This window comes from Amycolatopsis sp. NPDC049868, from assembly GCF_044461365.1.
Classification (GTDB): Bacteria; Actinomycetota; Actinomycetes; order Mycobacteriales; family Pseudonocardiaceae; genus Amycolatopsis.
In genome coordinates this window covers 233,074-257,187 of sequence record NZ_JBITKV010000009.1, presented here as the reverse complement: position 1 = coordinate 257,187, position 24,114 = coordinate 233,074, and the positions used below count along the sequence as shown (strand labels likewise).

Genomic DNA, 24,114 nt, shown 5'->3' with positions numbered 1-24,114 from the left:
GCGCGAGAGTGGCTCGGGGGCCAGCGCCCGCGGCTCTCGAAGCCATGCGAACTCTCGAACGGAGTCTTGTCCGTGCGTATCCTCTTCGCGGTCTCGATGCAGAATTCCCATTTCTACCCGATGGTTCCGCTTGCCTGGTCGATGCGCGCGGACGGGCACGACGTCCGCGTCGCCCACCCGCCCGCGCTGACCGGCCCGGTCGTGTCCTCCGGGCTCACCTCGGTGCAGGTCGGGCAGAACCCGGTGATGACCGACGAGATGCGGGCGAAGCTGCACGGACGGGGCGACGGGGACGCGGCCGCCGACCCGCGCCACAACATGTTCCAGAACCTCGGCTTTTTCCGAGGGGTGACGGAGCTGATGGCCGAGGATCTGGAGAAGGTACTGCACAGCTGGTCTCCCGATCTGATCGTCTTCGACTGGCAGTGCTACGCGGCCGCCATCCTTGGACGCGCCGGTGGCGTACCGACGGCCCGATTCCTGTTCGGGCCCGACTTCGCCGGCGGCGTGCCTGGCTGGCGGGAGATCGAGCACAGGTTGTTGGGCGACCTGCTCGACCGCGCCGGCACCGACATCTCCGCGCTCGACGGCGATCAAGGCATCGACGTCTGTCCCCCGCTACTGCAATTCGACGACGCCAGGCCGAGCATCCCCGCGCGTTACGTGCCCTACAACGGTGCGGGCGCGGCGGAACGGCGCGACGGTGCCGACCGCCGTCCTCGGCTCGCGGTCACCCTCGGCGGAACGCATTCCTGGGTGACCGGCGACCTCGCGCCCATGCAGGCGGTGGTGACAGCGCTTGACAGCGTCGATCTGGACATCGTGGTCGCCGTGCCGGGACACTCGCGGGAGCTGGCGCCACCGGCGTCCGATCGGGTCACGGTCAAGGTGGACGAACCCTTGGCACTGCTCATCGAGGATTGCGACGCGATTCTGCACCACGGCGGGGACGGCACCGTGGCGACCTCGCTCGTCGGCGGCGTTCCCCAGATCATCGCGCCGTCCGGATTCGCCGACTTCGCCACCGTGCACAGTGCCGGACGAGTCGCCCGCTGCGGCGCCGGGGTCATCCTCGATCTCGAAGAGGGCGACGCCGCCATCCGGGCGACCGTGGAGAAGGTGCTCGCCGACGACGGGATGCGCCGGTCGGCGGCGGCCCGCGCGGCAGTGGAGCAGAGCAGGCCCGGCGTGGTCGACGCGGGCCGTGCTCTGGTGGCGAACATCGACGGCTGACCGTCGAGCGGCCCCCGGCCAAGCGCCTACCGGGAAGGTTCCATGGCGCGCAGGGCGGCGGCGCACGCCGCCAGATCCGGCAGCAGGCAGGCGGCGCGGGCGTCCCGCAGCGTCGGCGCGGACCCGTCGCGTTCGGACACCAGGCGCTCTTCCACCGGAGGCAAGGGCAGGTTCAGCTCCGGGTCGGCAGGGTGGATCGCGCGCTCGCGGTCCGCCGAATAGGGCGCCGACAGCAGATAGTGCAAGGTCGCCCCCTCGGTGCGGGCAATCCACAGATGCCCGATCCCGACCGGCAGGCACACGGTGACCGTGTCCTCTTCGGACAGTTCGATGGCAGTCCACTCGCCGAAGGTCGGCGAATCGACGCGCAGGTCGACAGCGACGTCGAGGACCTGCCCCTGGACGCAGTGCACGAGCTTGGCCGTGCCCGGCGGCGTGGCGGTGTAATGCACCCCGCGGACGGCGCCGCGCCGAGACCTGGTCACGATCGTCTGCTGGATCATGAAGGGGTCGTGCCCGGTTTCGTGTTTGAAAGCGGGCGCCGCGAAAGGGACTTCGACCTCACCGCGCTGATCGGAATAGCGGAATCCGTCCATCAGGACGACTCCATCGATCTTCGGTCGTTCGATGGCCATACGAGCCTCCCCGGAAATCACGTCGGTGAATACTCGCACGACTGGAAGACGAAGTGAAGTCATCGAACAGAATTCACTTCGTCCGCGGTCTTTCGGACTGCCGAGGATCAGTCCCGTATGCGAACCGTCCGTTTCGCGGCCTGAATCTCCCTGGTCGCTTCGACCAGTTCCTCCGCGGCGCGAGCGAAGTAATCCATGAGGACCCGCCGTTCCGCCTCCGGGAACGTGGAGATCAGCCGGTCGAGCCTGCTGGCGATCGGGGCGAACAGTTCGGCCGCACTGCCGAGCCGCTCATCGGCGGCGCTCTCGACGATCCCGATCCGAACCCGGCGCCGGTCGTCGGCGTCGGTCCGCCGGAAGACCAGCCCGGCACCGACGAGCCGGTCGATCAACTTGGTCACCGCTCCCGTGGTGAGCCCGGTGCGGCGCGCGAGTTCACCCGCGGAGACCTCGCCGGACAGTTCCAGCAGGTTGAGGACGTAGAGGTCGATCGTGTTCAACCCGGCCGCGTCCGCGGTCACCTGCCCGTTGAAGACCATCGCGCTCACGTACTCACGGAACAGCCTGCTCTCGTCGGCGGTGAGGGCCCACCTGTTCAGCGCCTCACCGGACGCCGGGCCGCCCGTCCCCTGCTGCTCCACTCGTCCTCCTGCTTCATTCGCGCCAACGGTGTCGCCGTCGACCCGATGTAGACGGCCGCTCGAGCCGGTTCACACAGGCTACCCAACGTCGATACGGAAGGAGCGTCATGTCCGGGTGCCGAGTCTGCCACGGCGTTGTCACGCCATTTCTTGATCTGGGAAAGCAGCCCTTGTCCGACGCTTTTCCCGCTGACGCGGAAGAGGCCGAGAAAGAATATTTCTACAATCTCCGTGTCGGTTCCTGCCGTTCCTGCTCGATGGTCCAGCTCATCGACGAAGTTCCCCGCGAGCAGATGTTCAACGACGGCTATCCCTATCGTTCGTCGCTTTCGTCGGTGATGCGCGACCATTTCGAACGCACCGCACGCGAACTGCTCGACACCGAACTGTCCGGACCTGACCCCTTCCTCGTGGAACTCGGCTGCAACGACGGCGTCCTGCTGCGGACGGTGGCAGGCCGGGGCGTACGGCACCTCGGCGTCGAACCGTCCGCCGGTGTCGCCGAGCTCGCCCGATCCACGAACGTGTCGGTGCTGACCGACTTCTTCGAGGAGCGGACCGCTCGACGGGTGCACGCCGAACACGGTCAGGCGGACGTGGTCTACGCGGCCAACACCTTCTGCCACATCCCCTACCTGGATTCGGTGTTCGCCGGCCTGGACGTGCTCCTCAAACCCGACGGAGTCCTGGTGTTCGAGGACCCCTACCTCGGCGACATCGTGGACCGGGCCTCGTTCGACCAGATCTACGACGAGCATTTCTACCTCTTCTCCGCGAAGTCGGTGGCCGCCATGGCGCATCGTTTCGGGTTCGAACTCGTCGACGTCGAACGGCTTCCGGTACACGGCGGGGAGGTCCGGTACCGCGTCGCGCGGGCGGGTGCCCGCACACCGTCCCCGGCCGTGGCCGATCTGCTGGCCGAGGAGGACCGGCGGGCCCTGCACGCCCCGGCGACGCTGGAAGACTTCGCCCGGCGCGTCGACCGGATCTGCGACGACCTGGTGTCGTTGCTGGAACGCCTCCGTGGAGAGGGAAAGCGCGTCGTCGCCTACGGGGCGACTGCCAAGAGCGCCACGGTCACCAACCGAGCGGGTATCGGCCCCACCCTGGTGGAGACCGTCTATGACTCCACACCGGAGAAACAGGGCAGGCTCACCCCCGGCGCGCACATCCCCGTGGCCGCCTCGACCGGGTTCGCCGACCCCTACCCCGATTTCGCGCTGCTGTTCGCCTGGAACCACGCCGACGAGATCATGCGGAGGGAGTCGGTCTTCCGGGAGTCAGGCGGGAAATGGATCCTCTACGTGCCCGACGTCCGGGTGGTGTGACGGGTGCGGGGAATCGTACTGGCGGGCGGGGCGGGAAGCCGGCTGCGCCCGGCCACCTCGGCGGCATGCAAACAACTCCTGCCGGTCTACGACAAGCCGATGGTCTACTACCCGTTGTCGGTCCTCATGCTGGCGGGTATCCGCGAAATCCTGCTGATCTGCTCATCCGACGATCTCCCCGCCTTCCGCCGTCTCTTCGGTGACGGGTCGCGGCTGGGCCTGCGACTGGATTATGCGACGCAGGATGTGCCGCGGGGGCTGGCCGACGCCTTCCGGATCGGGGCGGACTTCGTCGGCGGACAGCGTGTCGCGCTGGTTCTCGGCGACAACCTGTTCCACGGCAGCGGCTTGTCCGATGTCCTCGCCCGCTGCGTACGCGATCTCGACGGCGCCGCGCTCGTCGGCTACGAGGTCGACGATCCCCGGCGCTACGGGGTCGCCGAGGTCGACGACGACGGCCGGTTGCTCACGCTGGAAGAGAAGCCGCCGAACCCCCGGTCCCGGCTCGCCGTGACCGGCCTCTACTTCTACGACTCCCTGGTGGTCGAGATCGCGCGCGGACTCCGGCCGTCGGCGCGCGGCGAGCTCGAGATCACCGACGTGAACCGGATCTACCTGGAGGCCGGGCGGGCGTCGATCGTCCCGCTGGGCCGCGGGTACGCCTGGCTCGACACCGGCACGCACGAATCCCTGCTCGAGGCGTCCCAGTTCGTCCAAACGCTGGAGCGACGCCAGGGAGTGCGGATCGCCTGTCTCGAGGAAATCGCACTGCGGCAAGGATTCATCGGCCCGGAGGCCTGTCTCGAAATGGGGCACGAACTCTACAACTCCGCCTACGGCCGCTACGTCATCCAGGTCGCCCACTCCTTTCTCGACGACGAACGCGCCGTCTTGGAGGCGATGTGACCGCCTCCTGGACGTGGGTGCCGGTGCTGGCCGCCGTGTTGTCGGCGGGGGTCGGCGGGGCACTCACGGTCGCACTGCTGGTACTGCTGCCGCTGCTGATGCGCGAGCCCGATGATCGCTATCCGGACACCAACACGTTCGTGCTCCGGAGAATGGACACGGTCATGCCGATCCTGACCGTCGCGGCAATCGCGGCGAGCGTGGTGTCCGTGTTCCTCGCCGTCTCCGACCAGGCCCTGGCCGTGGTCCTGCACGCGGCGGGCGCGACCGGATTGCTCGCGCTGCTCACGATCTCGGCGGTGGTGCTGCACCGGATCAACGACACGATCGCGGCCGGGCCGGACCCGTCGAGCCTGCCACCGCTGCGTGCCCGATGGCGCGGCTGGCACCTCACCCGTGTCTCCGCGGCCCTGACCGCCGCCGCGACGAACACCGCGGCCGCCCTGATCGTCGTCTGAGTGTCCGCTTCGGCCGGGCGGGTTCACGCCTATGGCCACTTTCCGGACAAAACCTCGACTCCGCCAACAGGCCATGAAAGGAATCCACATGCCCACCCGAGTTTGGGACTATCTACCCGAATACGCGGACGAGCGCGCCGACATCCTCGACGCCGTGGAGACCGTGTTCGGCTCTGGCCAATTGGTCTTCGGCCCGAGCGTCGAAGGGTTCGAAGCCGAATTCGCCCGCTACCACGGCCGAAACCACTGTGTCGGGGTCGACAACGGGACGAACGCGATCGAACTCGGTCTCGAAGCGATCGGCATCCAGCCCGGCGACGAAGTCCTCACCGTGTCCAACACCGCGGCACCGACCGTCGTCGCCATCGACGCCATGGGTGCCGTACCGCGCTTCGTCGATGTCCGGGCCGAAGACTTCCTGATGGACGTCGATGCGGTCGAGGCGGCCATCACCCCGCGTACGAGATGCATCGTGCCGGTGCACCTTTACGGACAATGTGTCGCGATGGAACCGTTGTCACGACTCGCGAAGCGGTACGACCTGGCGATACTGGAGGACTGCGCCCAGGCACACGGCGCACGGCAGCACGGCGCGCTCGCCGGGACCTTCGGCGAAGCCGCGGCGTTCTCCTTCTATCCGACCAAGGTTCTCGGCGCCTACGGCGACGGCGGCGCGGTGCTGACGGATTCGGCCGACGTGGACCGCAACCTACGGCGTCTCCGCTACTACGGAATGGACGACGTCTACCACACCGAGTCGACGCCCGCCCACAACAGCAGGCTCGACGCGGTACAAGCCGAGATCCTGCGCCGCAAGCTGCGTCGTCTGAACGACTACACCGACGCCCGCCGGGCGATCGCCGCCCGCTATCGGGATGCGCTCGCCGGTACCGATCTCGTCTTGCCCGCCACCGCCGAGGGCAACGAACACGTCTACTACGTCTACGTCGTCCGGCATCCGCGACGGGACGAGCTGCTGCAGAAGCTGCGCGCGGACGACATCCACCTCAACATCAGCTATCCGTGGCCGGTGCACACCATGCGCGGGTTCGCCCGTCTCGGCGTGGCTCCCGGCTCGCTGCCGGTGACCGAGGACCTCGCCACGGAGATCTTCTCACTGCCGATGTATCCGAGCCTGCCCGCGAGCCTGCAGGACCGTGTGATCGACACACTGCTCCGGGCACTGGCGTCGGTGTGATCGCCGACGGCGCCGGTCCGGTGGTGGTGCTGGGCGCCTCCGGATTCGTCGGCTCCCATGTGGTCCGCGCGTTGCTGGCCGCGGGTGTCGGTCCGCTCCGGGTGGTGTCACGGCGCCCGGCGCCCGTACCACCCGGCGCCGCCGTCGAGGTCGTCACGGCGGACCTCGGCAAGTTCGGCGCCGCGGCCGCCGCGTTGACGGACGCGACCGCGGTCGTGCATCTCGTGGCGGACATCGACGCGACGGGCGGGCGGGGCTGGCGTACCGCGGAGGGGACGACAGACCGCGAGGGGCCGGCCGACGAGGTGCTGACCACGGTGGTCGACGCGTTGTCCCGCAGCCCCAGGGCGGTACCCGTCGTGTGGGCGGGGTCGGTCACCCAGGTCGGCGCACGAGCGTCGGTGCTGGTGGACGGGACGGAGCCGGACCGGCCGGAGACCGCCTACGACCGCGGCAAGTGCCGGGACGAACGGCTGCTGTTCGACGCGGGACGGCGGGGGGTCCTCCACCCGGTCCCCTTGCGGCTCCCCACGCTCTACGGCCCGCCCGCCGCGCCCGGTTGCTCTCCCGGCGGCGGGGTGGTGGCGGCGATGGTGCGCCGCGCGATCGACGGCCTTCCCTTGACGATGTGGAACGACGGCCGGGTCACCCGCGATCTGCTGCATGTCCGGGACGCCGCGACCGCGATCGTTCGTGCGCTCCACGCGCCCGGTGGCGACCGAGCTTGGGTGATCGGTGGCGACACCCCGATCACCTTGGGCGAGCTGTTCTCCCGTATTTCGGCCGTGACGGCGACCGTGACCGGTTCTCCCGCCGTCAGCGTGGACCAAGTGCCCGCGCCTGATTACGCGACCGCCGAAGACCTCCGCGGCATCGCGGTCCTTTCGACGGCCTTCCGGGAAGCGACCGGATGGGCACCGGCCATCGGCCTGGCGGAAGGCCTGCGCGAGACCGTCGAACACGAAGTCCGTCACCGCCGGCCCGGCCTCGTCGCGGACTGAACCGTTCCCCTGCCTCGCCCGGATGTGGGCGAGGCGGGGGTTTTCTCAACGGGAGTCGACCCGGAACACCGCACAGCGCTCCGCGATCGCGACGAAGTCCTCCGGCGTGCCTTCCGGAACGTGACCGGCGCGGACCATCATCTTCGTTCCCACCGGCACCTGGCGGGGGAACTCGCGCAGGATCGGTGCCCGCTCCTCGACCGGGATCTCGACGAGGGTGACGGCGTCGTCCCGCCGTCCCCTGGCAAGCCGGGCCCGCTCCGGATTCGCACGGGCATTGGACACCCAGCTGGTGCCGGGAAAGCCGACCAGATAGGTGTTCCCGTCGACGGTCATCGGGGTGACGGGGTTGGACACCGGGTTGCCGGATCGGCGGCCGGGGATGGTCAGCACCGCCAGGCCGCTGACCCCGAGTCCCCGGCGCTGCAGGAACACGAACAGCTTGTTCACCGGCTTGAGCCAGCGCGGCAGTCCTGCCAGATGCGTACGGTCGGACACGGAACGCCCTCCATTGTCGTGCGGTAGCGCTTGGTCAGCCACGGACGCCCGGCTTCGGACCGTTCCCCGGAGAGGACGCGGGCTGGTCGCGCAGCACTGGCTCCTGGCCCTGTCGTTGCACGCGCCGCGCCCGCGCGGTCGCCACCAGCATGCGCACGACGTAGGCGGGCCGCGGCGGGAGCCAGCCCAATTGCGTTGCCATGCGCAGGTCGTCACGGTTGGCCCAGTGCTCGATGACGAGGTCGTCGAGGAACCGGAACCAATGTGTCTGAGTCGCGGAGAAGGTTCGGCCGGTGGGCGGGAACGCGCCGGTCACCTGTCCGGAGTGGTCGTAGTCGTAGAGCACACCGACGTGCCTGCCGGACATCGTCGCGTGTGTGACGAGCGTGTCGTCACCGGCGACGGCGGTGTTGACGCTCCAGCTCAGGCCTTCGAAGGCATGCCGGAGCAGAACCGCCGTCGCGTGGAAACCGGCGGGCCCCGGTACACGGCACGCGACCGGCTCCAAGGCGGCCTCGATGTTCACGCCGCGGGGGTGCACGATCCCCGCGAGGTCGGCGAGATCACCGTCGCGCATGACGTCCAGGATGGCCTGGGCACGGGCGATGTCGGCTTTGTCGCGGCGGTACGGTGCGCCGCCGGACCGCTCCGGCTCGCACGGCGATCCGGTCACGCCGGAACCTCCTTTTCGACGGTCACGCGGGCTTTTCGTGGCAGCAGCAGGGAAAGTCCGGCGCTGACGAGCATCAGCGCGATGTTGACCCAGAGCGCGACGCCCAGCGCGTCGGCAAGCATCTGCTGGTCTTCCGGCCGGGCGGCCGAACCGGCGGTCCCGAAGAACACCGTGCCCACGGTGGCGACACCGACGGCCGCGCCGAGCTGCTCGACGGTGTTCAGCACACCGGAGGCGGAACCGGCGTCGTCCGGGGAAACCCGCGCGAGGACGACGTCGATGACCGGGGCGGTCACCAGCCCCATCCCGGTGCCGACGATGACCATCGCGGGAGCGATCCACAGTGCCTTCAGGTCGGCTCCGCCGGAATGGACAGTCACGATCAGCGTCAGCAGTCCGACGGCACCGGCCACCGAACCCGCGGTCAGCACCCAGGGTCCGAACCGGCGTACCAGCGGCGTCGAAAGCAGGGAGAACACGACCGTGGCGACCGCGCTGGGAACCAGCGCGAAACCCGAGTCCAGCGGGCTGAACCCGAGTCCGACCTGGAGGTAGTAGTTCAGGACGAAGAACATGCTCATGAAGGCCGCGAGGAAAGCCAGGACGATCCCCAAGCCACCGACGAACGACCTGTCCAGCCATAGTCTCGGCAGGACGAGTGGGACCTCGCCGCGCCGCTCGAGCCGGATCTGCGAACGGACGAACACCAGGAGCAGCGGGATCGCGGCGACGATCAGGGCGATGCTCCACCAGGGCCAGCCGAGTTCACGGCCCTGGACCAACGGGAACAGCAGCATGAGCAGCGCGACGGTCAGCAACGCGAGGCCCGCCGGATCCAGCGCCGCCGGCCGGGAAGACCGCGACTCGCGCAGATAGCGCGACACACCGAACAGCGTGATGACGCCGATCGGCACGTTGATCCAGAAAATGGTCCGCCAGCCCAATCCGGCCAGATCGGCCGCGACGAGGAAACCTCCGAGGATCGGCCCCAGCACGGCGGCCGAGCCAAGGACCGCACCGAACATTCCCAGCACCTTCGGCCGCTCCTCGGCGGAGAACTCGACCTGGAACACGGAAAGCGCCTGGGTCAGAATCAGTGATCCGGCCATGGCCTGCAGCACGCGGCCGACGATCAGGACCTCCACCGTCGGCGCCAGCGCACAGATCGCCGACGCGATGATGAAACCGGTGATCCCGATCCGCGTCGCCTTCCGGCGGCCGAAGCGGTCACCCACCCGACCGGCGGTGATCAGGGTCAGGGCGAAGGTCAGCGTGTAGGACGCGGTGATCCATTGCAGCGCGGCACTGCCCGTTCCAAGATCTTTCTCCATGTCGGGCAGCGCGATGATCACGATCGTCGTGTCCAGGATGTCCATGGCCACCGCGACGAGAACGAATGCCGCGGCGATCCAGCGTCTCGGGTCCAGTGCGGTGGTTCTGTCGGAGTGGACGGGCACGTCGGACAAGGGTTTCTCCCCGGAAAGTGGTCAGCCTCGGCCGGAACCCGGTCGCGGCGAATCACGATTTAACTTACCACAGGAAGATACTTGCTGGAGGAAGGTTTATTGCTGAGCCGCGCCTCGACATCCGCTTGAGCGATACCTGCGAACGTCCGGCCACGAGTCCCGGCACGCCGAGAGGAAGCCCATGCGTTCCGTCGTCCGCCGACTGCACCTGTTCGAATTCGAGGACCTCCCCTGGTTTCCGTCGTGGCTACGGGACCTGACCACCGATTTCCTTCAGGAAGCGCTGATCCTGCGGCACAAGTTCTACGCCCCGGTGACGCCGGTTCTCGCCACCCTGATCCGGAGAACCGGGCACCGGCGGATCGTCGATCTCTGCTCGGGGGCATCCGGTCCTTGGGTCCACCTCAAACCCGATCTTCAAGACGAAGTCGGCTCGGTGGAACTGGTCTTCACCGACAAGTACCCGAACCGCCGGGCGCTTCGGGCGGCGTGCGAACGCATCGGCGACGGGCAGACCCGGGTGGCCGCGCAACCGGTCGATGCGACCGCCGTACCGGAAGCCCAAGACGGCATCCGGACGATCTTCACCGCGTTCCACCACTTTTCGCCCGCCACCGCCCGCGCGGTGCTTTCGGACGCGTTCGCCCGTCGCGCGCCGTTGTGCGTCGCGGAGTCGTCGGAGCGCCGATGGCCTTCCCTGCTGGCGTCGCTGCTCGCACCCGTTCTGGTGGTGGCCCACGTGCTTCGACGTCCGACCCCCCTACGCGTGCTCTGCACGGTGGTGCCGGTCCTGCCACTTGTCGTCACGTGGGATGGTGTCGTTTCGGCGCTGCGGACCTACGACACCGAAGAACTCGCGGCCATGACCGCCGACCTCACCGCACCCGACTACCACTGGCGGATCGACCGGATCGCACCGGTCGGCACGGCTCCGCCGATCCTCGTCCTGGTGGGCGAACCGGTGACACCGCTGCGGCACGGGGTGATCGAGGCGGCCGCTTCCGCTGTCGAGAGATGACGCTTGCGTGCCGGCGCAGTACATGAAGGCCCCCTTCCTGTACCTAGACGCAAGGATGGGGGCCTTCATGTACTGGGGAAGCCGCTCCCCCGCAGCAGCCGCTCCCCCGTCCGCGCGAGGTACTCGCCGAATTCCGCCGGTTCCTCCACCGTGAACCCGATATCGGTGAGCGTCAGGACGACCGCCAGCCACTCGAACGAATCGACGTACGCGACATACCGGCACCTGTGGTCGCCAAGGGCCTCGAAACTCCCGTCGACCCGGTGAAGCCGGGCAGCGGCCTCAGGCGCGCCGACCTCCAGGGTCAGCGTGATCCGGAGTGATTTCGGGCTCTGGAAGCGTTCCTGGAGATGAGCCGCGACATCGTCGACGGGGAGCGCACGCGGCTCGAACGCCACCTCGGTCGTCTTGGGCGCGCCGATCCGGTCGAGCCGGAAGCTCCGCCAATCCCGCCTGCCGAGGTCCCAGGCGTAGAGGTACCACCGCCTGCCGAGCTGGACGAGCCGCATCGGCTCGACCGTCCGCGACGACGGGCCGTCCTTACCCGTGTACGCGAATTCGAGGCATCGCCGGGCCGCGATCGCCGCGGCCAGGACGTTCAGGACGTCTTGGGCGACCCGCGGCTGTTCACCGGCGCCGAATTCGACGGCGGCGAGCATTTCGTCGGTCCGCCGTCGCAGTGCCGCCGGCAGGACGCGCCGGAGTTTCGCGGCGGCGCGGTCGGCCGATTCGGCGGTCAGGTCCACGCCGGTTCCGCCCGCCGCGGCGAGCCGCAGGCCGAGCACGGTGGCGATCGCCTCGTCGTGCTCCAGCATGAGCGGCGGCAGCGCGGTGCCCGCGACCAGCCGGTAGTTGCCTCCCGGACCGCGGCTGCTCTCCACCGGATAACCCAGACCGCGAAGGTGGTCGATGTCCCGGCGCAGGGTGCGCGGCGGGACTTCCATGGCCGTCGCGAGTTCGGCGGCGGGCCATGCCCGGCCGGATTGCAGGAGCGACAGCAGCCGCAGCATCCGTTCCCGTGGTGCCGTCACGACGCCTCCCGATAGTTGTGGCCGTAATCCGGCCACATCTCATCGTAGCCTCGGTTCATGACGAAAGCTCAAGCTGACCGGGGCCGGTGGATCACCGTGGAAGGAGCACGAACGCACAACCTCCGCGACATCTCGGTGCGAGTGCCGAAGCACCGGCTGACGGTGTTCACCGGCGTTTCGGGGTCCGGGAAGTCGTCGCTCGCGTTCGACACCATCGCGGCCGAAGCCGAGCGCCTGGTCACCGGGACCTATCCGGCCTTCGTCCGGAACCGGCTCCCCCAGCATCCGCCCGCCGACGTCGACCGGATCGACGGGCTGGTCTTCACCACGATCGTCGATCAGCGGCGGTTCACCGGCAACGCGCGGTCCACCGTGGGCACGGCGAGCGACATCGCGCCGCTGCTGCGCCTGCTGTTCTCCCGCCTCGGAAAACCGGGCGCCGGATTCTCACCCGCCTACTCGTTCAACGATCCGGCCGGGATGTGCCCGCGCTGCGAAGGGCTCGGCACGGTCGACGACATCGACCTCGACCGGCTGCTCGACCGCTCGCGAAGCCTGCGCGACGGCGCCGTGCGGTTCCCGACGTTCGCCCCCGGGACCTACCGCTGGAAACGGCTCGTCCATTCCGGACTCGTCGACCCCGATGTCCCGTTGGGACGGTTACCGGTGGCGAAGGTCGAGACCCTGCTGCACGCCGAGGCGCTCCCCCTCGACGACCCCGGCCCCGACTACCCCAAGCACGGCCTCTTCGACGGCATCGTCCCGCGCCTGCGGGACTCGTACCTGCGCAAGACGCCGTCACGCCTCACGGCCGAGGAACAGGAAGGACTCGCCGGAGTCGTCACCCGCGGCGTCTGCCCGGAGTGCGCGGGAACCCGGCTTTCCGAGGCGGCGCGCGGAAGCCTGATCGACGGGCGGTCCATCGCGGACTGGTCCGCCATGCCGGTCGGCGAGCTGCGTGACGTCGTCTCGGCCGTGCGCGATCCGTCGGTGGCTCCGCTGGTACAGGCGATCCGTGAACGCCTCGACGCGCTCGATTCCGTCGGTCTCGGCTACCTCAGCCTGTCGAGGGAGTCGAGGACGCTGTCCGGCGGCGAAGCCCAGCGCGTCAAGATCGTCCGCCATCTCGGCAGCGCGCTCAGCGACGTCTGTTATGTGTTCGACGAACCCAGCACGGGCCTGCATCCGCACGACGTGCACCGTCTTCTCGAACTGCTGGCCAGGCTCCGCGACGCGCACAACACGATCCTCGTGGTCGAGCACCATCCCGCGGTCATCGCGGCCGCTGACCACGTCATCGACCTCGGGCCCGCCGGAGGCGACGGCGGCGGACGTATCCAGTTCGAGGGCGGCCCCGGCGAACTCCTCACGGCCGGTACCGAGACCGGGCGGATCCTCGGTGTCCCGCTTAGCTTCCGGGAGCGGACCCGCGTCGCGCGAGGCGCCGTGACGATCTCGGGCGCCGACAGCCACAACCTCCGTGACGTCACCGTCGACGTGCCGCTCGGCGTCCTGACCGTCGTTTCGGGTGTCGCCGGCTCCGGCAAGAGCACCCTGATCGCCGGCGAGCTCCCCCGGCGGCATCCCGATTTCGTCGTCGTCGAACAGGCCCCGCTGCGCGGTGGCATCCGGTCCACCCCCGCCACGGTGCTCGGTATCGCCGAGCCCATCCGCGAAACCTTCGGGAAGGCCACGGGGAGACATCCGTCGTGGTTCAGCGCCAACGGCCGCGGGGCCTGCCCGGTCTGCAAGGGAAAGGGCGTCATCATCACCGACCTGGCCTTCCTCGACGACGTCCAGACCGCCTGCGACGCCTGTGGCGGCACCCGGTTCAACCCGGACGCGCTCGCCGCGCGGCTACACGGCCGGACCATCGCCGACGTGCTGGCGATGAACCCGGCGGACGCCGCCGCCCTGTTCGGTGAGCAATCCCCGATCGGGCAGCGGTCACGCTGGCTGGACCGGGTCGGGCTCGGCTACCTGACGATCGGGCAAAGTCTCGACACCTTGTCGGGCGGCGAAAGGCAACGGCTGCTGCTCGCCCGGCACCTCGCCGACGCCGGCCCCGCGCACGAACTGCGCCTGATCCTCGACGAGCCCACCGCCGGACTGCACGGCAGTGACGTCGATCGGTTGCTCGCCCTCTTCGACGAGCTCGTCGATGGCGGGGCGACCCTCGTCCTGATCGAACACGACCAGCGGGTGATCGCGCACGCCGACCATGTCATCGACATCGGGCCGGGTGCGGGTGCCGACGGTGGGACGGTCGTGTTCGAGGGCACGCCATCGGCGTTGGCCGAGGACTCCTCGTCACTCACCGGACGTCATCTGCGAACGCGTTCCCGGCGCCGGACGGCGCCGGGAACACCCACCCGCCCGGGAACAGTTCCCGGACGAGCGCGATGATTCCCCATCGGGCTTTGCCCGACACGCCGGTACCGAACAGTTCTTCGCCCTGTTTCGCGTGATCTAGCCGACAAGTTCGCAGGACTTGTCGGCCTTCATCGCCTGATCGAGGCCCGGCACGTCGCCGATCTTGACCCCGGGCACATGGGAAACCAGATCGATTCCGCTCAGCGTGAGGGCGGATTTGGCGTATTCGACCCCGCCTCGCGGCAGCAGGGCGCGGAACTCGGTCACGTCCCCGTGGAGCTTCCGGTAGAACGCCAACTCACCCGCGGCCAGTCTGTTGGCGTCCTGAGCGGGCGGAGCGACCTGCGGGAGCTTCTCCAGCCCTGATATCGCCGCGGTCAGCGCGGTGTCCAGCTTCTTCAGCGAGTCCGCCGCCTTGGGCAGATCCGCCTCGGTCTTGATGTCGTACCCCTTGGTCATGGTGTAGACGATGAACCGCATGTCCTTGACCGCGCCGCAGTATCCGCCCGCCCAGGAGACCAGCGCGGGATCCGGGCCGGTCGGAGACGGGGGCGCCGGGGACGGCGCGGGTTCCGGCGGATTCGTGCCGCAGCCCGCGAGCAGGCAGCCGACGGCGAGCACCACGGTCACTCGAATGCGCGCTGTCGTCTGGCTCTTCATCCAGCAGAGGGTAAAGCTGTCCGACGGGACCGGTCCCGATGGGAGGACGAGATGGCTCAGTCTCTGCCGCAACGGATGTACCTGCTCGGCTACGACACCGAGAGGAACAGGCTCGACCCCACCAGTGCCGTCGTCCGGGGTCCACTCCTGCGCGCGGCCGCGGTGGCCGATCTGATCCTCGCGGGCCTCCTCACCGATCACGGCGGAAAAGCCGAGCGCACGGCCGCGGCGGGTCTGGCCCCCGCGGACCCCTTCCTCGCCAAGGTGCTGGAAGACGCTCCGGGAGCGAAACCGCGGCGCTGGCACGCCGTCGTCGACCGCGATTGGCACAAGGCCGAAGACATCGTCCGAGACCAGCTCGCCACGGACGGGACGATCACGGTCGGCAGACACCGGGTGATGGGCATCTTCCCGGTCCGTGACATCACCCTGGCGGACCCTCCGCAGGTCCAAGGGCTCCGCGAACGGGTCCGCGACGTGGTGCTGAACGGTCAAGATCCCGCCGCCGTCCCGATCGAGGACGCGGTGCTCGCCATGCTCTCCGCCGAAGGCGACGTCCACACGGTGTTCAGCGCCAAGGAGAACCGTGCGAACCGGAGCGCGATCAAGGCGCTCGCGGCGCACGTCGACACCGTCCTGCCCGGATTGCGGAAGGCGGTCCAGTACTCGGTCGCGGCCCGCCGGTCGGTCAGCGGCTAGCCTCCTCCCGGTCGACGACCTTGGTGAGGAAATGCTGCTGTCCCACTGTCCACACATTGGTGGCCAGGAAGTACAGCAGTACCCCGATCGGCACCGGGAAGAACGATCCCGAGACCAGCATCCCGACCGGCGCCAGGTACATCATCAGCTTGGTGATCCCGGCCGTCTCCGGAGCGGTCTGCCGCGCGAGTCCCGACCGCATCGAGAAGAACGTGGCCAGGCTCGCGATCAGCATCAGCGGCACCCCGACGGCGATCATGTGGACGTGGTCCGTGCCGAACGCGGCCAGTTCCGCCGCGGGTTGCGAAAGCCAGTTGCCGAGCTTCGCGCCGAACAGGTCGGCGTTCAGGAACGACCGCACACCGGCCTGGTCGAAAACGTGGTTCGAAGTGGCCCCCGGGCTGAAATCGCGCAGAACCCAGTACAGCGACAGGAACACCGGGAGCTGGATCAACGCGGGGAGGCAGCCGCCCAGCAGGCTGGCGCCGTTCTCGGTGTGCAACTTCTGGATCTCCTTCGCCATGCGCTGGCGATCCTTGCCGTACTTCTCCTTGATCCGCTGTATCTGCGGGGCGAGCGCCTGCGTGCGGCGGCCCGCGCGCAACGCGCTGAGAGCGGGTTTGACCAGCAAGAGGCGCAGTGTGAAGACGAGGAACACGATGGACAGCACCCAGGCGACGCCCGAGTCGGGGCTCGACACGGCACCGAAAACCTTGTGCCAGAACCAGAGAATGGCGGAAACGGGGTACAGGAAGACATCGAACATGACCAGGTCACTCCGTCGGTCGAAGGTATGCGGGCAGGAGTGACTGCCTCACCTTCGAACGAGAAGAGGTCAGGCAGTCGCGATGCCCGGTGACGGAGCCCTTGGCCGGACGCGGCCACGCGCGTCGGGATCGCGCAGGCTCAGGAACAGCTGCGCGCGTTCGCGCAGGCTGATGGCGCGCACCCGCATCGCGGCGGCCGCCGGTTCCAGGCGGAAATGCGCGGCGAGCGCGAGCAGGACGGCGGCGAGGGACGCGGTCAGCGCGGCGGCCAGCCCGAGCGGGTTGGCGACCGCCACCGACGCCGTCAGCGCGGTGGCCAGGCTCAGGGGGTTGATCCCGCCGACGACCGGGAGCACGACGAACAACTCGGGCAGGAACAGCGCAAGCATCAGCTTGAGCCGCACGCCGAAGTAGGTTCGCTCCACGTCACCGACACTACCGGAGATATTGCGTTGCGTGATTCCCGAGCGCGCGGGCAGGCTGTCGAGATGGGTCACGTGGAAGTCGCGCACGTCGAGTACCACCTGCCCGACGGGCGGCTGCTGCTCGACGACGTCTCGTTCCGGATCGGGGAGGGCAGCGTCTGCGCGCTCGTCGGCGCCAACGGGGCGGGCAAGACGACCTTGCTGCGGCTGATCTCGGGGGAACTCTCCCCCAGCGAGGGCTCGGTGACCATCAGCGGCGGGCTCGGGGTGATGCCCCAGTTCGTCGGGTCGGTACGCGACGAACGGACCGTACGTGACCTGCTCGTCTCGGTGTCGCCGGACGCGCTCCGCGCCGCCGCCCGTGCCGTCGACGAGACCGAACTCGCCTTGATGGAACGCGACGACGAAGCGAACCAGATGGCGTACGCACAGGCGCTCGGCGACTGGGGCGACGTTCGCGGTTACGAAGCCGAAGTCGTGTGGGACAAGTGCACGACGGCGGCGCTCAACCTGCCGTACGAGAAGGCGCGCTGGCGCGAGGTGCGCACGCTGTCCGGCGGCGAACAGAAACGGCTGGTGCTGGAGGCGCTGCTCCTCGGCGGTTCCGGCGTCCTCCTGCTCGACGAGCCGGACAACTACCTCGACGTCCCCGGCAAGCAGTGGCTGGAAGAGCGGCTGCGTGAGACCCAGAAGACCGTGCTGTTCGTTTCGCACGACCGGGAACTCCTCGCACGAGCGGCGAAGAAGATCATCAGCGTCGAACCAGGGCCTGCCGGCGGCGACGTCTGGGTGCACGGCGGCGGCTTCGACACCTATCATCAGGCGCGCACGGAACGGTTCGAACGCTTCGAGGAACTCCGTCGCCGGTGGGACGAAAAGCATGCCCAGCTCAAGAAACTCGTCGCCGACATGCGCCAGTACGCCGCGCGCAGCGACGAGATGGCCTCGCGCTACCACGCCGCGCAGACGCGGCTGCGCAAATTCGAGGAGGCCGGAGCGCCTGCCGCTCCCCCGCGCGAACAGAAGATCACCATGCGCCTGCGCGGCGGCCGGACCGGGGTGCGTGCCGTCACCTGCGAAGGACTCGAACTCAGCGGCCTGATGAAACCCTTCGATCTGGAGGTCTTCTACGGCGAACGGGTCGCGGTGCTCGGCTCGAACGGCTCCGGCAAATCGCATTTCCTGCGGCTGCTGGCGGGTGAGGACGTCGCGCACGACGGACAGTGGAAGCTCGGCGCCCGCGTCGTCCCCGGCCACTTCGCGCAGACACACGCCCACCCCGAACTGCTCGGGCAGACGCTCGTCGACATCCTCTGGACCGGCTACGCGCGAAGCCGCGGGCCCGCGATGAACATCCTGCGCCGTTACGAACTCGACGGGCAGGGCGACCAGCGGTTCGAGAAGCTGTCCGGCGGCCAGCAGGCGCGGTTCCAGATCCTGCTGCTGGAGATCGGTGGCGCCACCATCCTGCTGCTCGACGAACCGACCGACAACCTCGACCTCGCTTCGGCGGAAGCACTGCAACAAGCGCTGGAAGCGTATGAAGGCACCACTGTCGCGGTGACGCACGACCGGTGGTTCGCGCGCTCCTTCGATCGGTACCTCGTGTTCGGCTCGGACGGGCAGGTGCGGGAAACGACGGAACCGGTGTGGGACGAGCGGCCGGTGCAACGCGCACGGTGACCCACTCGGGTCGGGAAAGGCGACACACCAACGGGACGTGCGTCCAGCGGCCCCGCCGTGTGCTTGAATGCCGCCGCACCGCGTGCCCGCATCGTTTCAAGGCTGGAGTTCCCCGTGGAGGCCGCTGCCGTCCCCTTCGCCATCTCGGCCTTGTGCTGCGCGGCGTTCCTGGTGAGCTTCCTTCGCGACCGGCGTAAGTTGCGGAACGGCTTCTACCTCTTCTTCGCGCTCCTCTTCCTCGGCGTGACGTTCATCGCGCTGCTCGCTTCGGTGTCGCCCGAGGCTGCGGGTTTCGTCGCGGTCGGCGTGATCCTGCTGATCATCCCGACGGTCCTCGCGCTCACGGTCTTCCTGATCTGCAACGGGATCACCATGCTCCGCCGGGAAGGACGCAGGCCGGCCAACGTCCTTTCACTGCTGACCGGGATCGGCATCTGCGCGCTGATCGTCTTCAACGCGACGGTCACGCAACTGGCCTGGGAGCCCCTCGACATCGTGCGGGGAATCCTCAACGGATTCGTCGTCTATTTCTCGTTCCTCTTCGTCTGTTTCCTCCTGTACTCGATCGTCTACGGCCGCATCCGCACCGAGAAGGGCGTGGACTTCGTGGTGGTGCTGGGTTCGGGGCTGCTGGACGGTCACCGGGTCCCGCCGCTGCTGGCCGGACGCCTGAACCGCGCGCGACGCGTGATCGACGCCGAAGCCCGCCGCGGCGGGGAACCGATGGTGGTCACCTCGGGCGGGCAAGGACCTGACGAAGACCTGCCCGAGTCCCACGCCATGGCCGGCTATCTGGTCGAGAACGGGGTGCCACGCGAGCGGATCCTGCTTGAGGACCGGTCGCGGACGACCTTCGAGAACCTCACCTTCAGCGCCGAGATCATGGAGCAGCGGAAGGCGGACTACCGATGCACGGTCGTCACGAACAACTTCCACGTGCTCCGCGCCGCTCTCATCGCCCGGCGCGCCAAGGTGAACGGCCAGGTGATCGGGTCGCCGACGGCGTGGTACTTCTGGCCGAGCGCCACCATTCGCGAATTCGTCGCCATCGTGGTGGAGCACAAGTACAAGAACCTGGTGGTGTGCGGGCTCATCGTGCTTTCGCAGGTGTCGCGCGCCTTCTCTTGAGTATTTTCGGTCGTTCTGGCCCGAAACGCCACTCACTAGCCGGGTTGTACATGAAGGCCCCCTTCCTGTACTTAGGCGTAAGGAAGGGGGCCATCATGTACTCGGGAAGGTGTGAAGGTCGAGTTTCCTCGGCTCAGCCGAGGCAAGGGGTCCTTCACGCGCGGCGCGTGTGACCGCTGTGGCTGCCGGGGGCACCTGGGTCGAGTGTGGCGATCATCGTGTCCGTGAAGGCCTCCTTCACTACCTTCAGGGTAGGCATGGAGGCCTTCACGGACCTGACCCGCGACCAAGCCGCACCCAAATCCAGTAGGTACCTAAGGCACCGTTGGCTCTGGCCCGAAACGCCACTCACGAGCCGGTTTGTACATGAAGGCCCCCTTCCTGTACTTAGGCGCAAGGAAGGGGGCCATCATGTACTCGGGAAGGTGTGAAGGTCGAGTTTCCTCGGCTCAGCCGAGGGAAGGGGGCCTTCACGGACCTGGCCCGCGATCAAGCCGCACCCAAATCCAGTAGGTACCTAAGGCACCGTTGGCTCTGGCCCGAAACGCCAATCACGAGACGCCGCCACAGGAAATTGACACACCGGACCGAATTCCAGGCATCACCGCTCAAGCCCGCATGACAAATCTCCTCCTTCCGTTTGACAACACCGTTTTCGCCGGGTCATCGTCCTGCGCATGAGCGCTTACACCCGGCAGGCGATGGCGCGGCTGTTCGACCGGACGGCGGAAACCTACGACGCTCTCGGCGTCGACTTCTTCGGCGCGTTCGCCGAAGAACTGCTCGACCGGGTCGCGCTCGTCCCCGGTGAACGGGTGCTGGACGTCGGTTGCGGTCGGGGCGCGGTACTGTTCCCGGCGGCCAAGCGGGTCGGCGCGGGCGGATCGGTGCTGGGGATCGACCTTTCCGCGGAAATGGTCGAGCGCACCGCGAAGGATGTCGAGGCGCGCGGCGTCAACGCCTCGGTTTCCCTTATGGACGCCCAAGAACCGACTCTGCCCGACGGCGCCTTCGACGTGGTCCTCGCGTCGTTCGTGGTGTTCTTCCTGCCCGATCCGGTCGCCGGGCTGCGGTCTTGGCATCGCCTCCTCGCACCCGCCGGCCGACTGGGCGTGACCACGTTCGGGGCCGACGATCCACGGTGGGCCGCCGTACGTGAGGTGTTCAAGCCGTTCGTACCGCCGGAGCTGGCCTGGACGCTGGCCATCCGGGCGGGGCTGTTCGCCACCATCGAAGGTTTCGGCCAGGCCGTGGAGTCGGCGGGCTTCACCGGTGTCACGTCCGTGGAACGCGTCTATCCGGTGAAGTTCGCCGACCCCGGGCACTGGATCACCTGGTCCTGGTCGCACGGCCAGCGGATGTTCTGGGAGCTGATCCCGGAAAACCGTCTCGACGCCGTCCGCCAGGCCGTGCTCGCGGAGCTCGAACCGCTCCGCGAGCCCGACGGGAGCGTGGTGCTGGCGCAGACCGTGCGCTACACCCTCGCCCACCGCGGTTGACGGCTCACAACGCGAGCCTCGGCCAGGACTCCGTGTCCCGCGAAAGCTGCCGGTCGTGCGTCGCGATCACCACCGCGGCCGGTGTCGTTTCGAGCGCGGCGGTCAGCTCGTCGACGAGCGCGGCGGACAGATGGTTGGTCGGTTCGTCCAGCAGCACGACGTGCGGGCGTCCGGCCAGCACGAGCGCCAGATCCAGCCGCCGCCGGGCGCCGACCGACAGTTCGGCCACCGGCCGGTGCCGGTCGTAACCGCCGAGCAGGCCCAGTTCGCCCAGCCCGGGACCGGAGATCCCCGTCCTGGCGAGCCGTTCGTCGTACAGTTCCATCGCCGTCCGCCTGCCCGGCAGGCCGGACTCCTGGCCCAGCCGCCCGATCCGCGCCGACCGGGAGCGCGTGACCGTGCCCGTATCCGGCTCCAGTTCTCCGGCGAGCACGCTCAGAAGCGTCGACTTGCCCGCTCCGTTGGGGCCGGTGATCACCAGCCGGTCGCCGCTTTCCAGCGCCACGTCGACCGGACGCGCGAGCCGCCCGGCCACCGTCACCCCGGCGGCACGGAGCAGGACCGCGCCTCCGTGTGACGGCAGGCCGGGCATGGAGAACCGGGCGGGCGGCGGCGGGACGGCCACCACGTGCCCGGCCAGTTCTTCCTGCCGCCGGTGGACCGCACGGACCAGTCCGGGCGCACGGGTGGCACGGACATGCCTGCCGGTGCCCTTGGGCGGCCGCCAGTTGTCACGCAACCGGTTCCGCGCCGCGGACAGGTCGTCGGCCAGCCGTTGCCGTTCGGCGATCTGCTCGGCGTGCTCGGACTCCCAGCGGGCGCGTTCGGCTCGGCGGGCCTCGATATGACTCGCGTACCCGCCGCCATGGACGCGCGGCCTGCCGTCGCTCGACGGATCGAGGTCGATCACCGTCGTGGCGACGTCCGCGAGCAACGCCCGGTCATGGCTGACCAGGACGACCACGCCCGGGTGGGCGCGCAACCGCTCGGTGAGGTGTTCGAGGCCGGCCGCGTCGAGATGGTTCGTCGGCTCGTCGAGCAGCAGGACCGGATGGCCGGCGCCGAGCAGGCAGGCCAGCCGGACCCGGTGCCGCTGCCCGACCGAGAGTGTCCCGAGTGGACGGTCGCGGTCGTCCACGGCGTTCAAGGCAGCCAAGGAAACTTCGACGCGCCTGTCGGCGTCCCACGCGTCGAGTGCTTCGGCCTGTTCCAGCGCGGCGGCGAAAACCTCGTCCGCACCCGGACGGCCGTCGCTGAGCGCCTCGGTAGCGGCATCGAGGCGAGCCAGCGCGTCGCGGACGGCGGCCAGTTCGAGGTCGATCAGCGCGCCGACGGTGTCGGTCGCGCCGAGCGGGATCTGCTGGTCGGCGACACCGGCCGAACCCGAACGGTGCACCTCGCCGCGATCCGCGGGCAGGTCACCGGCGAGTACCCGGAGAAGAGTGGTCTTGCCGCGACCGTTCTCTCCGACGATGGCGACCCGGTCCCCGGCCGCGGCGACGAGGTCGACGCCGGAGAGCACGGGCCGTCCCCCGAAGGAGAGGTGGACGCCGGACAGGCGGACGTGCGCCGCGCGCACAGGCGCGGGCGAAAGAGGGGATGACATGAAGGAGCTGCCTCCGGTGAAGGTGATGAGCAGGAAGAACGAACTCCGGTGCCGCGGCTCGCGGTACCGGTGGAGGCGTCGTTCCTCAGAGGAACAGCAGTTGCTGCATCACGTTCACGAGGGTAGGACACGGACGGAAGCGCCGCATCCGATTTTCGGAACCACACCTTCGCGCCATCCCCCAGGCGTGCTCGCCACCACCCGGACACCCGCTTCCACCTGCGACTACGTCCCGCACCTAGCCCGTGAGTGGCGCTTCAAACCACCACTTTCCGGGGTCACTCACAGATGCACCACGACGGTTGCCATGATCACCGGCCCGGCCGACGGTGGGCTTCTCAGCAGCATCTTTCGAGAGGAGCAGGACCGATGGCGAAGACCATGCAGCCGCAGGAACTCATCGACAGTGCCGTGGTCGACCCGACCGGGAACAAGCTCGGGAAGGTGGGCAACGTCTACCTCGCCGACGCGACGCGTCAGCCGGAATGGATCACCGTCAAAACGGGCCTGTTCGGCACCAAGGAGAGTTTCGTCCCGCTCTCGGGAGCGCATGCGGACAAGGAAGGCGTGCACGTCCGCGTCGACAAGGACGCGGTCACCGACGCGCCCCGTATCGAGGCCGACGGCCACCTGTCCGCGGAGGAGAGCGCGCAGCTGTACCGGCATTATGGGCTGCCGATGCCGAGGACGTCCCCGGACGGCCGGATGGACGACCGGACGCAAGGCCGGGGCGACACCGGTCGGGGCAAGGCCGGCATGGACCCAGGCACACGCGCGGACACCGGCAAGCGGGACCGGGACACCGAACCCGCCATGACGCGCTCCGAGGAACGGCTGAACGTCGGCACCGAGCAGGTCGAGACCGGTCATGTCCGGCTGCGCAAGTACGTCGTCACCGAGGAGCAGCAGGTCACCGTTCCGGTCAGTCACGAGGAGGTCCGGATCGAGCGGGAGCCGATCACGAAGCCGGGCGGCGAGCGGGCCGAGATCGCCGAGGACGAACAGGAAGTCGTGCTGCACGCCGAGAAACCGGTGGTGAACAAGGAAACCGTCGCGGTCGAGCGGGCGAGGCTCAAGACCGAGACCGTCACCGAGGACCAGACGATCTCCGGCAAGGTCCGCAAGGAACAGTTCGAGGTCACCGACGACGAGGGCAAGCACCGCAAGTCGTGACCCGGGGCGGTCCGG

The 24,114-nt window shown here is 68.6% G+C and carries 23 protein-coding genes; 13 read left to right on the top strand and 10 right to left on the bottom strand.

Translation table 11 applies throughout. From position 1 onward, the window contains the following. Nucleotides 1-72: 72 nt before the first annotated feature. On the top strand, nt 73-1,233 hold the full coding sequence (locus tag ACIBTM_RS32035; RefSeq protein WP_395880883.1) for a glycosyltransferase: 1,161 nt from the start codon (nt 73-75) through the stop codon (nt 1,231-1,233). 26 nt (nt 1,234-1,259) lie between these two features. Here the strand turns inward: ACIBTM_RS32035 and ACIBTM_RS32030 are convergent, their stop codons facing one another. Both ACIBTM_RS32030 and ACIBTM_RS32025 read right to left on the bottom strand, forming a co-directional pair. Continuing rightward, the gene (locus ACIBTM_RS32030; RefSeq protein ID WP_395880882.1) at nt 1,260-1,868 is read right to left on the bottom strand and encodes a dTDP-4-dehydrorhamnose 3,5-epimerase family protein; all 609 of its coding nucleotides are present in this window, start codon (nt 1,866-1,868) and stop codon (nt 1,260-1,262) included. Nucleotides 1,869-1,975: 107 nt separating this feature from the next. Beyond that, the gene (locus ACIBTM_RS32025; RefSeq protein WP_395880881.1) at nt 1,976-2,509 is read right to left on the bottom strand and encodes a MarR family winged helix-turn-helix transcriptional regulator; all 534 of its coding nucleotides are present in this window, start codon (nt 2,507-2,509) and stop codon (nt 1,976-1,978) included. A 107-nt stretch (nt 2,510-2,616) separates the two neighbouring features. Between ACIBTM_RS32025 and ACIBTM_RS32020 the strand changes: the two genes are divergently transcribed. The 5 genes from ACIBTM_RS32020 to ACIBTM_RS32000 all read left to right on the top strand — a co-directional run bounded on the left by ACIBTM_RS32020 (nt 2,617) and on the right by ACIBTM_RS32000 (nt 7,400). Next, complete coding sequence (locus ACIBTM_RS32020; RefSeq protein ID WP_395880880.1) at nt 2,617-3,837, top strand: methyltransferase domain-containing protein; 1,221 nt, start codon at nt 2,617-2,619, stop codon at nt 3,835-3,837. A 3-nt stretch (nt 3,838-3,840) separates the two neighbouring features. After that, nucleotides 3,841-4,743, top strand: coding sequence for a glucose-1-phosphate thymidylyltransferase RfbA (gene rfbA, locus ACIBTM_RS32015; RefSeq protein WP_395880879.1), 903 nt, complete (start codon nt 3,841-3,843; stop codon nt 4,741-4,743). Beyond that, nucleotides 4,740-5,201: a hypothetical protein gene (locus tag ACIBTM_RS32010; protein WP_395880878.1), complete on the top strand. Its 462-nt coding sequence runs from the start codon at nt 4,740-4,742 to the stop codon at nt 5,199-5,201. Before rfbA ends, ACIBTM_RS32010 begins: the two co-directional genes overlap by 4 nt. An 88-nt stretch (nt 5,202-5,289) precedes the next feature. Continuing rightward, nucleotides 5,290-6,399, top strand: coding sequence for a DegT/DnrJ/EryC1/StrS family aminotransferase (locus tag ACIBTM_RS32005; RefSeq protein WP_395880877.1), 1,110 nt, complete (start codon nt 5,290-5,292; stop codon nt 6,397-6,399). Continuing rightward, on the top strand, nt 6,396-7,400 hold the full coding sequence (locus ACIBTM_RS32000) for an NAD-dependent epimerase/dehydratase family protein (RefSeq protein WP_395880876.1): 1,005 nt from the start codon (nt 6,396-6,398) through the stop codon (nt 7,398-7,400). The genes ACIBTM_RS32005 and ACIBTM_RS32000 overlap by 4 nt, the downstream gene beginning before the upstream one ends. A 45-nt stretch (nt 7,401-7,445) precedes the next feature. Here the strand turns inward: ACIBTM_RS32000 and ACIBTM_RS31995 are convergent, their stop codons facing one another. Genes ACIBTM_RS31995 through ACIBTM_RS31985 form a run of 3 tightly spaced genes read right to left on the bottom strand, consistent with a single transcriptional unit; the run spans nt 7,446 to nt 10,028 of the window. After that, nucleotides 7,446-7,898 carry a nitroreductase/quinone reductase family protein gene (locus tag ACIBTM_RS31995; RefSeq protein ID WP_395880875.1) on the bottom strand — a complete coding sequence of 151 codons (453 nt, stop codon included), beginning with the start codon at nt 7,896-7,898 and terminating at the stop codon, nt 7,446-7,448. A gap of 34 nt (nt 7,899-7,932) precedes the next feature. After that, a complete protein-coding gene (locus tag ACIBTM_RS31990) occupies nt 7,933-8,571 on the bottom strand; it encodes an ester cyclase (protein ID WP_395880874.1) in 639 nt (212 codons plus the stop codon). Continuing rightward, nucleotides 8,568-10,028, bottom strand: a complete 1,461-nt coding sequence (locus ACIBTM_RS31985; protein WP_395880994.1) for an MFS transporter — start codon at nt 10,026-10,028, stop codon at nt 8,568-8,570. Before ACIBTM_RS31985 ends, ACIBTM_RS31990 begins: the two co-directional genes overlap by 4 nt. Before the next feature lie 190 nt (nt 10,029-10,218). Here ACIBTM_RS31985 and ACIBTM_RS31980 point away from each other — a divergent pair, with 190 nt between their 5' ends. Continuing rightward, nucleotides 10,219-11,055: a hypothetical protein gene (locus tag ACIBTM_RS31980; RefSeq protein WP_395880873.1), complete on the top strand. Its 837-nt coding sequence runs from the start codon at nt 10,219-10,221 to the stop codon at nt 11,053-11,055. Nucleotides 11,056-11,120: 65 nt separating this feature from the next. On the opposite strand, the gene ACIBTM_RS31975 is transcribed toward ACIBTM_RS31980, so the two are convergent. Beyond that, entirely contained in the window at nt 11,121-12,086 is a 966-nt protein-coding gene (locus ACIBTM_RS31975) for a helix-turn-helix transcriptional regulator (protein WP_395880872.1), read from the bottom strand. Nucleotides 12,087-12,143: 57 nt separating this feature from the next. On the opposite strand from ACIBTM_RS31975, the gene ACIBTM_RS31970 reads away from it, so the two are divergent. After that, nucleotides 12,144-14,492, top strand: a complete 2,349-nt coding sequence (locus tag ACIBTM_RS31970) for an excinuclease ABC subunit UvrA (protein ID WP_395880871.1) — start codon at nt 12,144-12,146, stop codon at nt 14,490-14,492. A 63-nt stretch (nt 14,493-14,555) separates the two neighbouring features. Here ACIBTM_RS31970 and ACIBTM_RS31965 read toward each other — a convergent pair whose 3' ends face one another. After that, nucleotides 14,556-15,119 (bottom strand): hypothetical protein, encoded by a 564-nt coding sequence (locus ACIBTM_RS31965; protein ID WP_395880870.1) that lies wholly within the window; start codon nt 15,117-15,119, stop codon nt 14,556-14,558. Nucleotides 15,120-15,170: 51 nt separating this feature from the next. Between ACIBTM_RS31965 and ACIBTM_RS31960 the strand changes: the two genes are divergently transcribed. Next, a complete protein-coding gene (locus ACIBTM_RS31960; protein ID WP_395880869.1) occupies nt 15,171-15,818 on the top strand; it encodes a GPP34 family phosphoprotein in 648 nt (215 codons plus the stop codon). Here the strand turns inward: ACIBTM_RS31960 and yidC are convergent. Together yidC and ACIBTM_RS31950 are read right to left on the bottom strand one after the other, a co-directional pair. Further along, nucleotides 15,808-16,584 (bottom strand): membrane protein insertase YidC, encoded by a 777-nt coding sequence (gene yidC, locus ACIBTM_RS31955; RefSeq protein ID WP_395880868.1) that lies wholly within the window; start codon nt 16,582-16,584, stop codon nt 15,808-15,810. The genes ACIBTM_RS31960 and yidC overlap by 11 nt on opposite strands. 69 nt (nt 16,585-16,653) lie before the next feature. Continuing rightward, nucleotides 16,654-17,010 carry a DUF6412 domain-containing protein gene (locus ACIBTM_RS31950; protein ID WP_395880867.1) on the bottom strand — a complete coding sequence of 119 codons (357 nt, stop codon included), beginning with the start codon at nt 17,008-17,010 and terminating at the stop codon, nt 16,654-16,656. A gap of 63 nt (nt 17,011-17,073) precedes the next feature. On the opposite strand from ACIBTM_RS31950, the gene ACIBTM_RS31945 reads away from it, so the two are divergent. The 3 genes from ACIBTM_RS31945 to ACIBTM_RS31935 all read left to right on the top strand — a co-directional run bounded on the left by ACIBTM_RS31945 (nt 17,074) and on the right by ACIBTM_RS31935 (nt 21,320). Continuing rightward, nucleotides 17,074-18,693 (top strand): ABC-F family ATP-binding cassette domain-containing protein, encoded by a 1,620-nt coding sequence (locus tag ACIBTM_RS31945; RefSeq protein ID WP_395880866.1) that lies wholly within the window; start codon nt 17,074-17,076, stop codon nt 18,691-18,693. Between the two features lie 114 nt (nt 18,694-18,807). After that, nucleotides 18,808-19,821, top strand: coding sequence for a YdcF family protein (locus ACIBTM_RS31940; RefSeq protein WP_395880865.1), 1,014 nt, complete (start codon nt 18,808-18,810; stop codon nt 19,819-19,821). A gap of 677 nt (nt 19,822-20,498) precedes the next feature. Further along, nucleotides 20,499-21,320: a class I SAM-dependent methyltransferase gene (locus tag ACIBTM_RS31935; RefSeq protein ID WP_395880864.1), complete on the top strand. Its 822-nt coding sequence runs from the start codon at nt 20,499-20,501 to the stop codon at nt 21,318-21,320. A 4-nt stretch (nt 21,321-21,324) separates the two neighbouring features. Here the strand turns inward: ACIBTM_RS31935 and ACIBTM_RS31930 are convergent, their stop codons facing one another. Then, entirely contained in the window at nt 21,325-22,926 is a 1,602-nt protein-coding gene (locus ACIBTM_RS31930) for an ABC-F family ATP-binding cassette domain-containing protein (protein ID WP_395880863.1), read from the bottom strand. Between the two features lie 369 nt (nt 22,927-23,295). On the opposite strand from ACIBTM_RS31930, the gene ACIBTM_RS31925 reads away from it, so the two are divergent. Continuing rightward, complete coding sequence (locus tag ACIBTM_RS31925) at nt 23,296-24,099, top strand: DUF2382 domain-containing protein (protein WP_395880862.1); 804 nt, start codon at nt 23,296-23,298, stop codon at nt 24,097-24,099. The last annotated feature ends 15 nt before the right edge of the window (nt 24,100-24,114 follow it).

Excerpts from the sequence above, each read along its gene's own strand:
- ACIBTM_RS32030 (WP_395880882.1), bottom strand. The coding sequence starts at position 1,868 with ATGGCCATCGAACGACCGAAGATCGATGGAGTCGTCCTGATGGACGGA.
- ACIBTM_RS32020 (WP_395880880.1), top strand. The coding sequence starts at position 2,617 with ATGTCCGGGTGCCGAGTCTGCCACGGCGTTGTCACGCCATTTCTTGAT.
- ACIBTM_RS32005 (WP_395880877.1), top strand. The coding sequence starts at position 5,290 with ATGCCCACCCGAGTTTGGGACTATCTACCCGAATACGCGGACGAGCGC.
- ACIBTM_RS31980 (WP_395880873.1), top strand. The coding sequence starts at position 10,219 with ATGCGTTCCGTCGTCCGCCGACTGCACCTGTTCGAATTCGAGGACCTC.
- ACIBTM_RS31970 (WP_395880871.1), top strand. The coding sequence starts at position 12,144 with ATGACGAAAGCTCAAGCTGACCGGGGCCGGTGGATCACCGTGGAAGGA.
- ACIBTM_RS31965 (WP_395880870.1), bottom strand. The coding sequence starts at position 15,119 with ATGAAGAGCCAGACGACAGCGCGCATTCGAGTGACCGTGGTGCTCGCC.
- ACIBTM_RS31960 (WP_395880869.1), top strand. The coding sequence starts at position 15,171 with ATGGCTCAGTCTCTGCCGCAACGGATGTACCTGCTCGGCTACGACACC.
- yidC (WP_395880868.1), bottom strand. The coding sequence starts at position 16,584 with ATGTTCGATGTCTTCCTGTACCCCGTTTCCGCCATTCTCTGGTTCTGG.
- ACIBTM_RS31945 (WP_395880866.1), top strand. The coding sequence starts at position 17,074 with ATGGGTCACGTGGAAGTCGCGCACGTCGAGTACCACCTGCCCGACGGG.
- ACIBTM_RS31935 (WP_395880864.1), top strand. The coding sequence starts at position 20,499 with ATGAGCGCTTACACCCGGCAGGCGATGGCGCGGCTGTTCGACCGGACG.
- ACIBTM_RS31930 (WP_395880863.1), bottom strand. The coding sequence starts at position 22,926 with ATGTCATCCCCTCTTTCGCCCGCGCCTGTGCGCGCGGCGCACGTCCGC.
- ACIBTM_RS31925 (WP_395880862.1), top strand. The coding sequence starts at position 23,296 with ATGGCGAAGACCATGCAGCCGCAGGAACTCATCGACAGTGCCGTGGTC.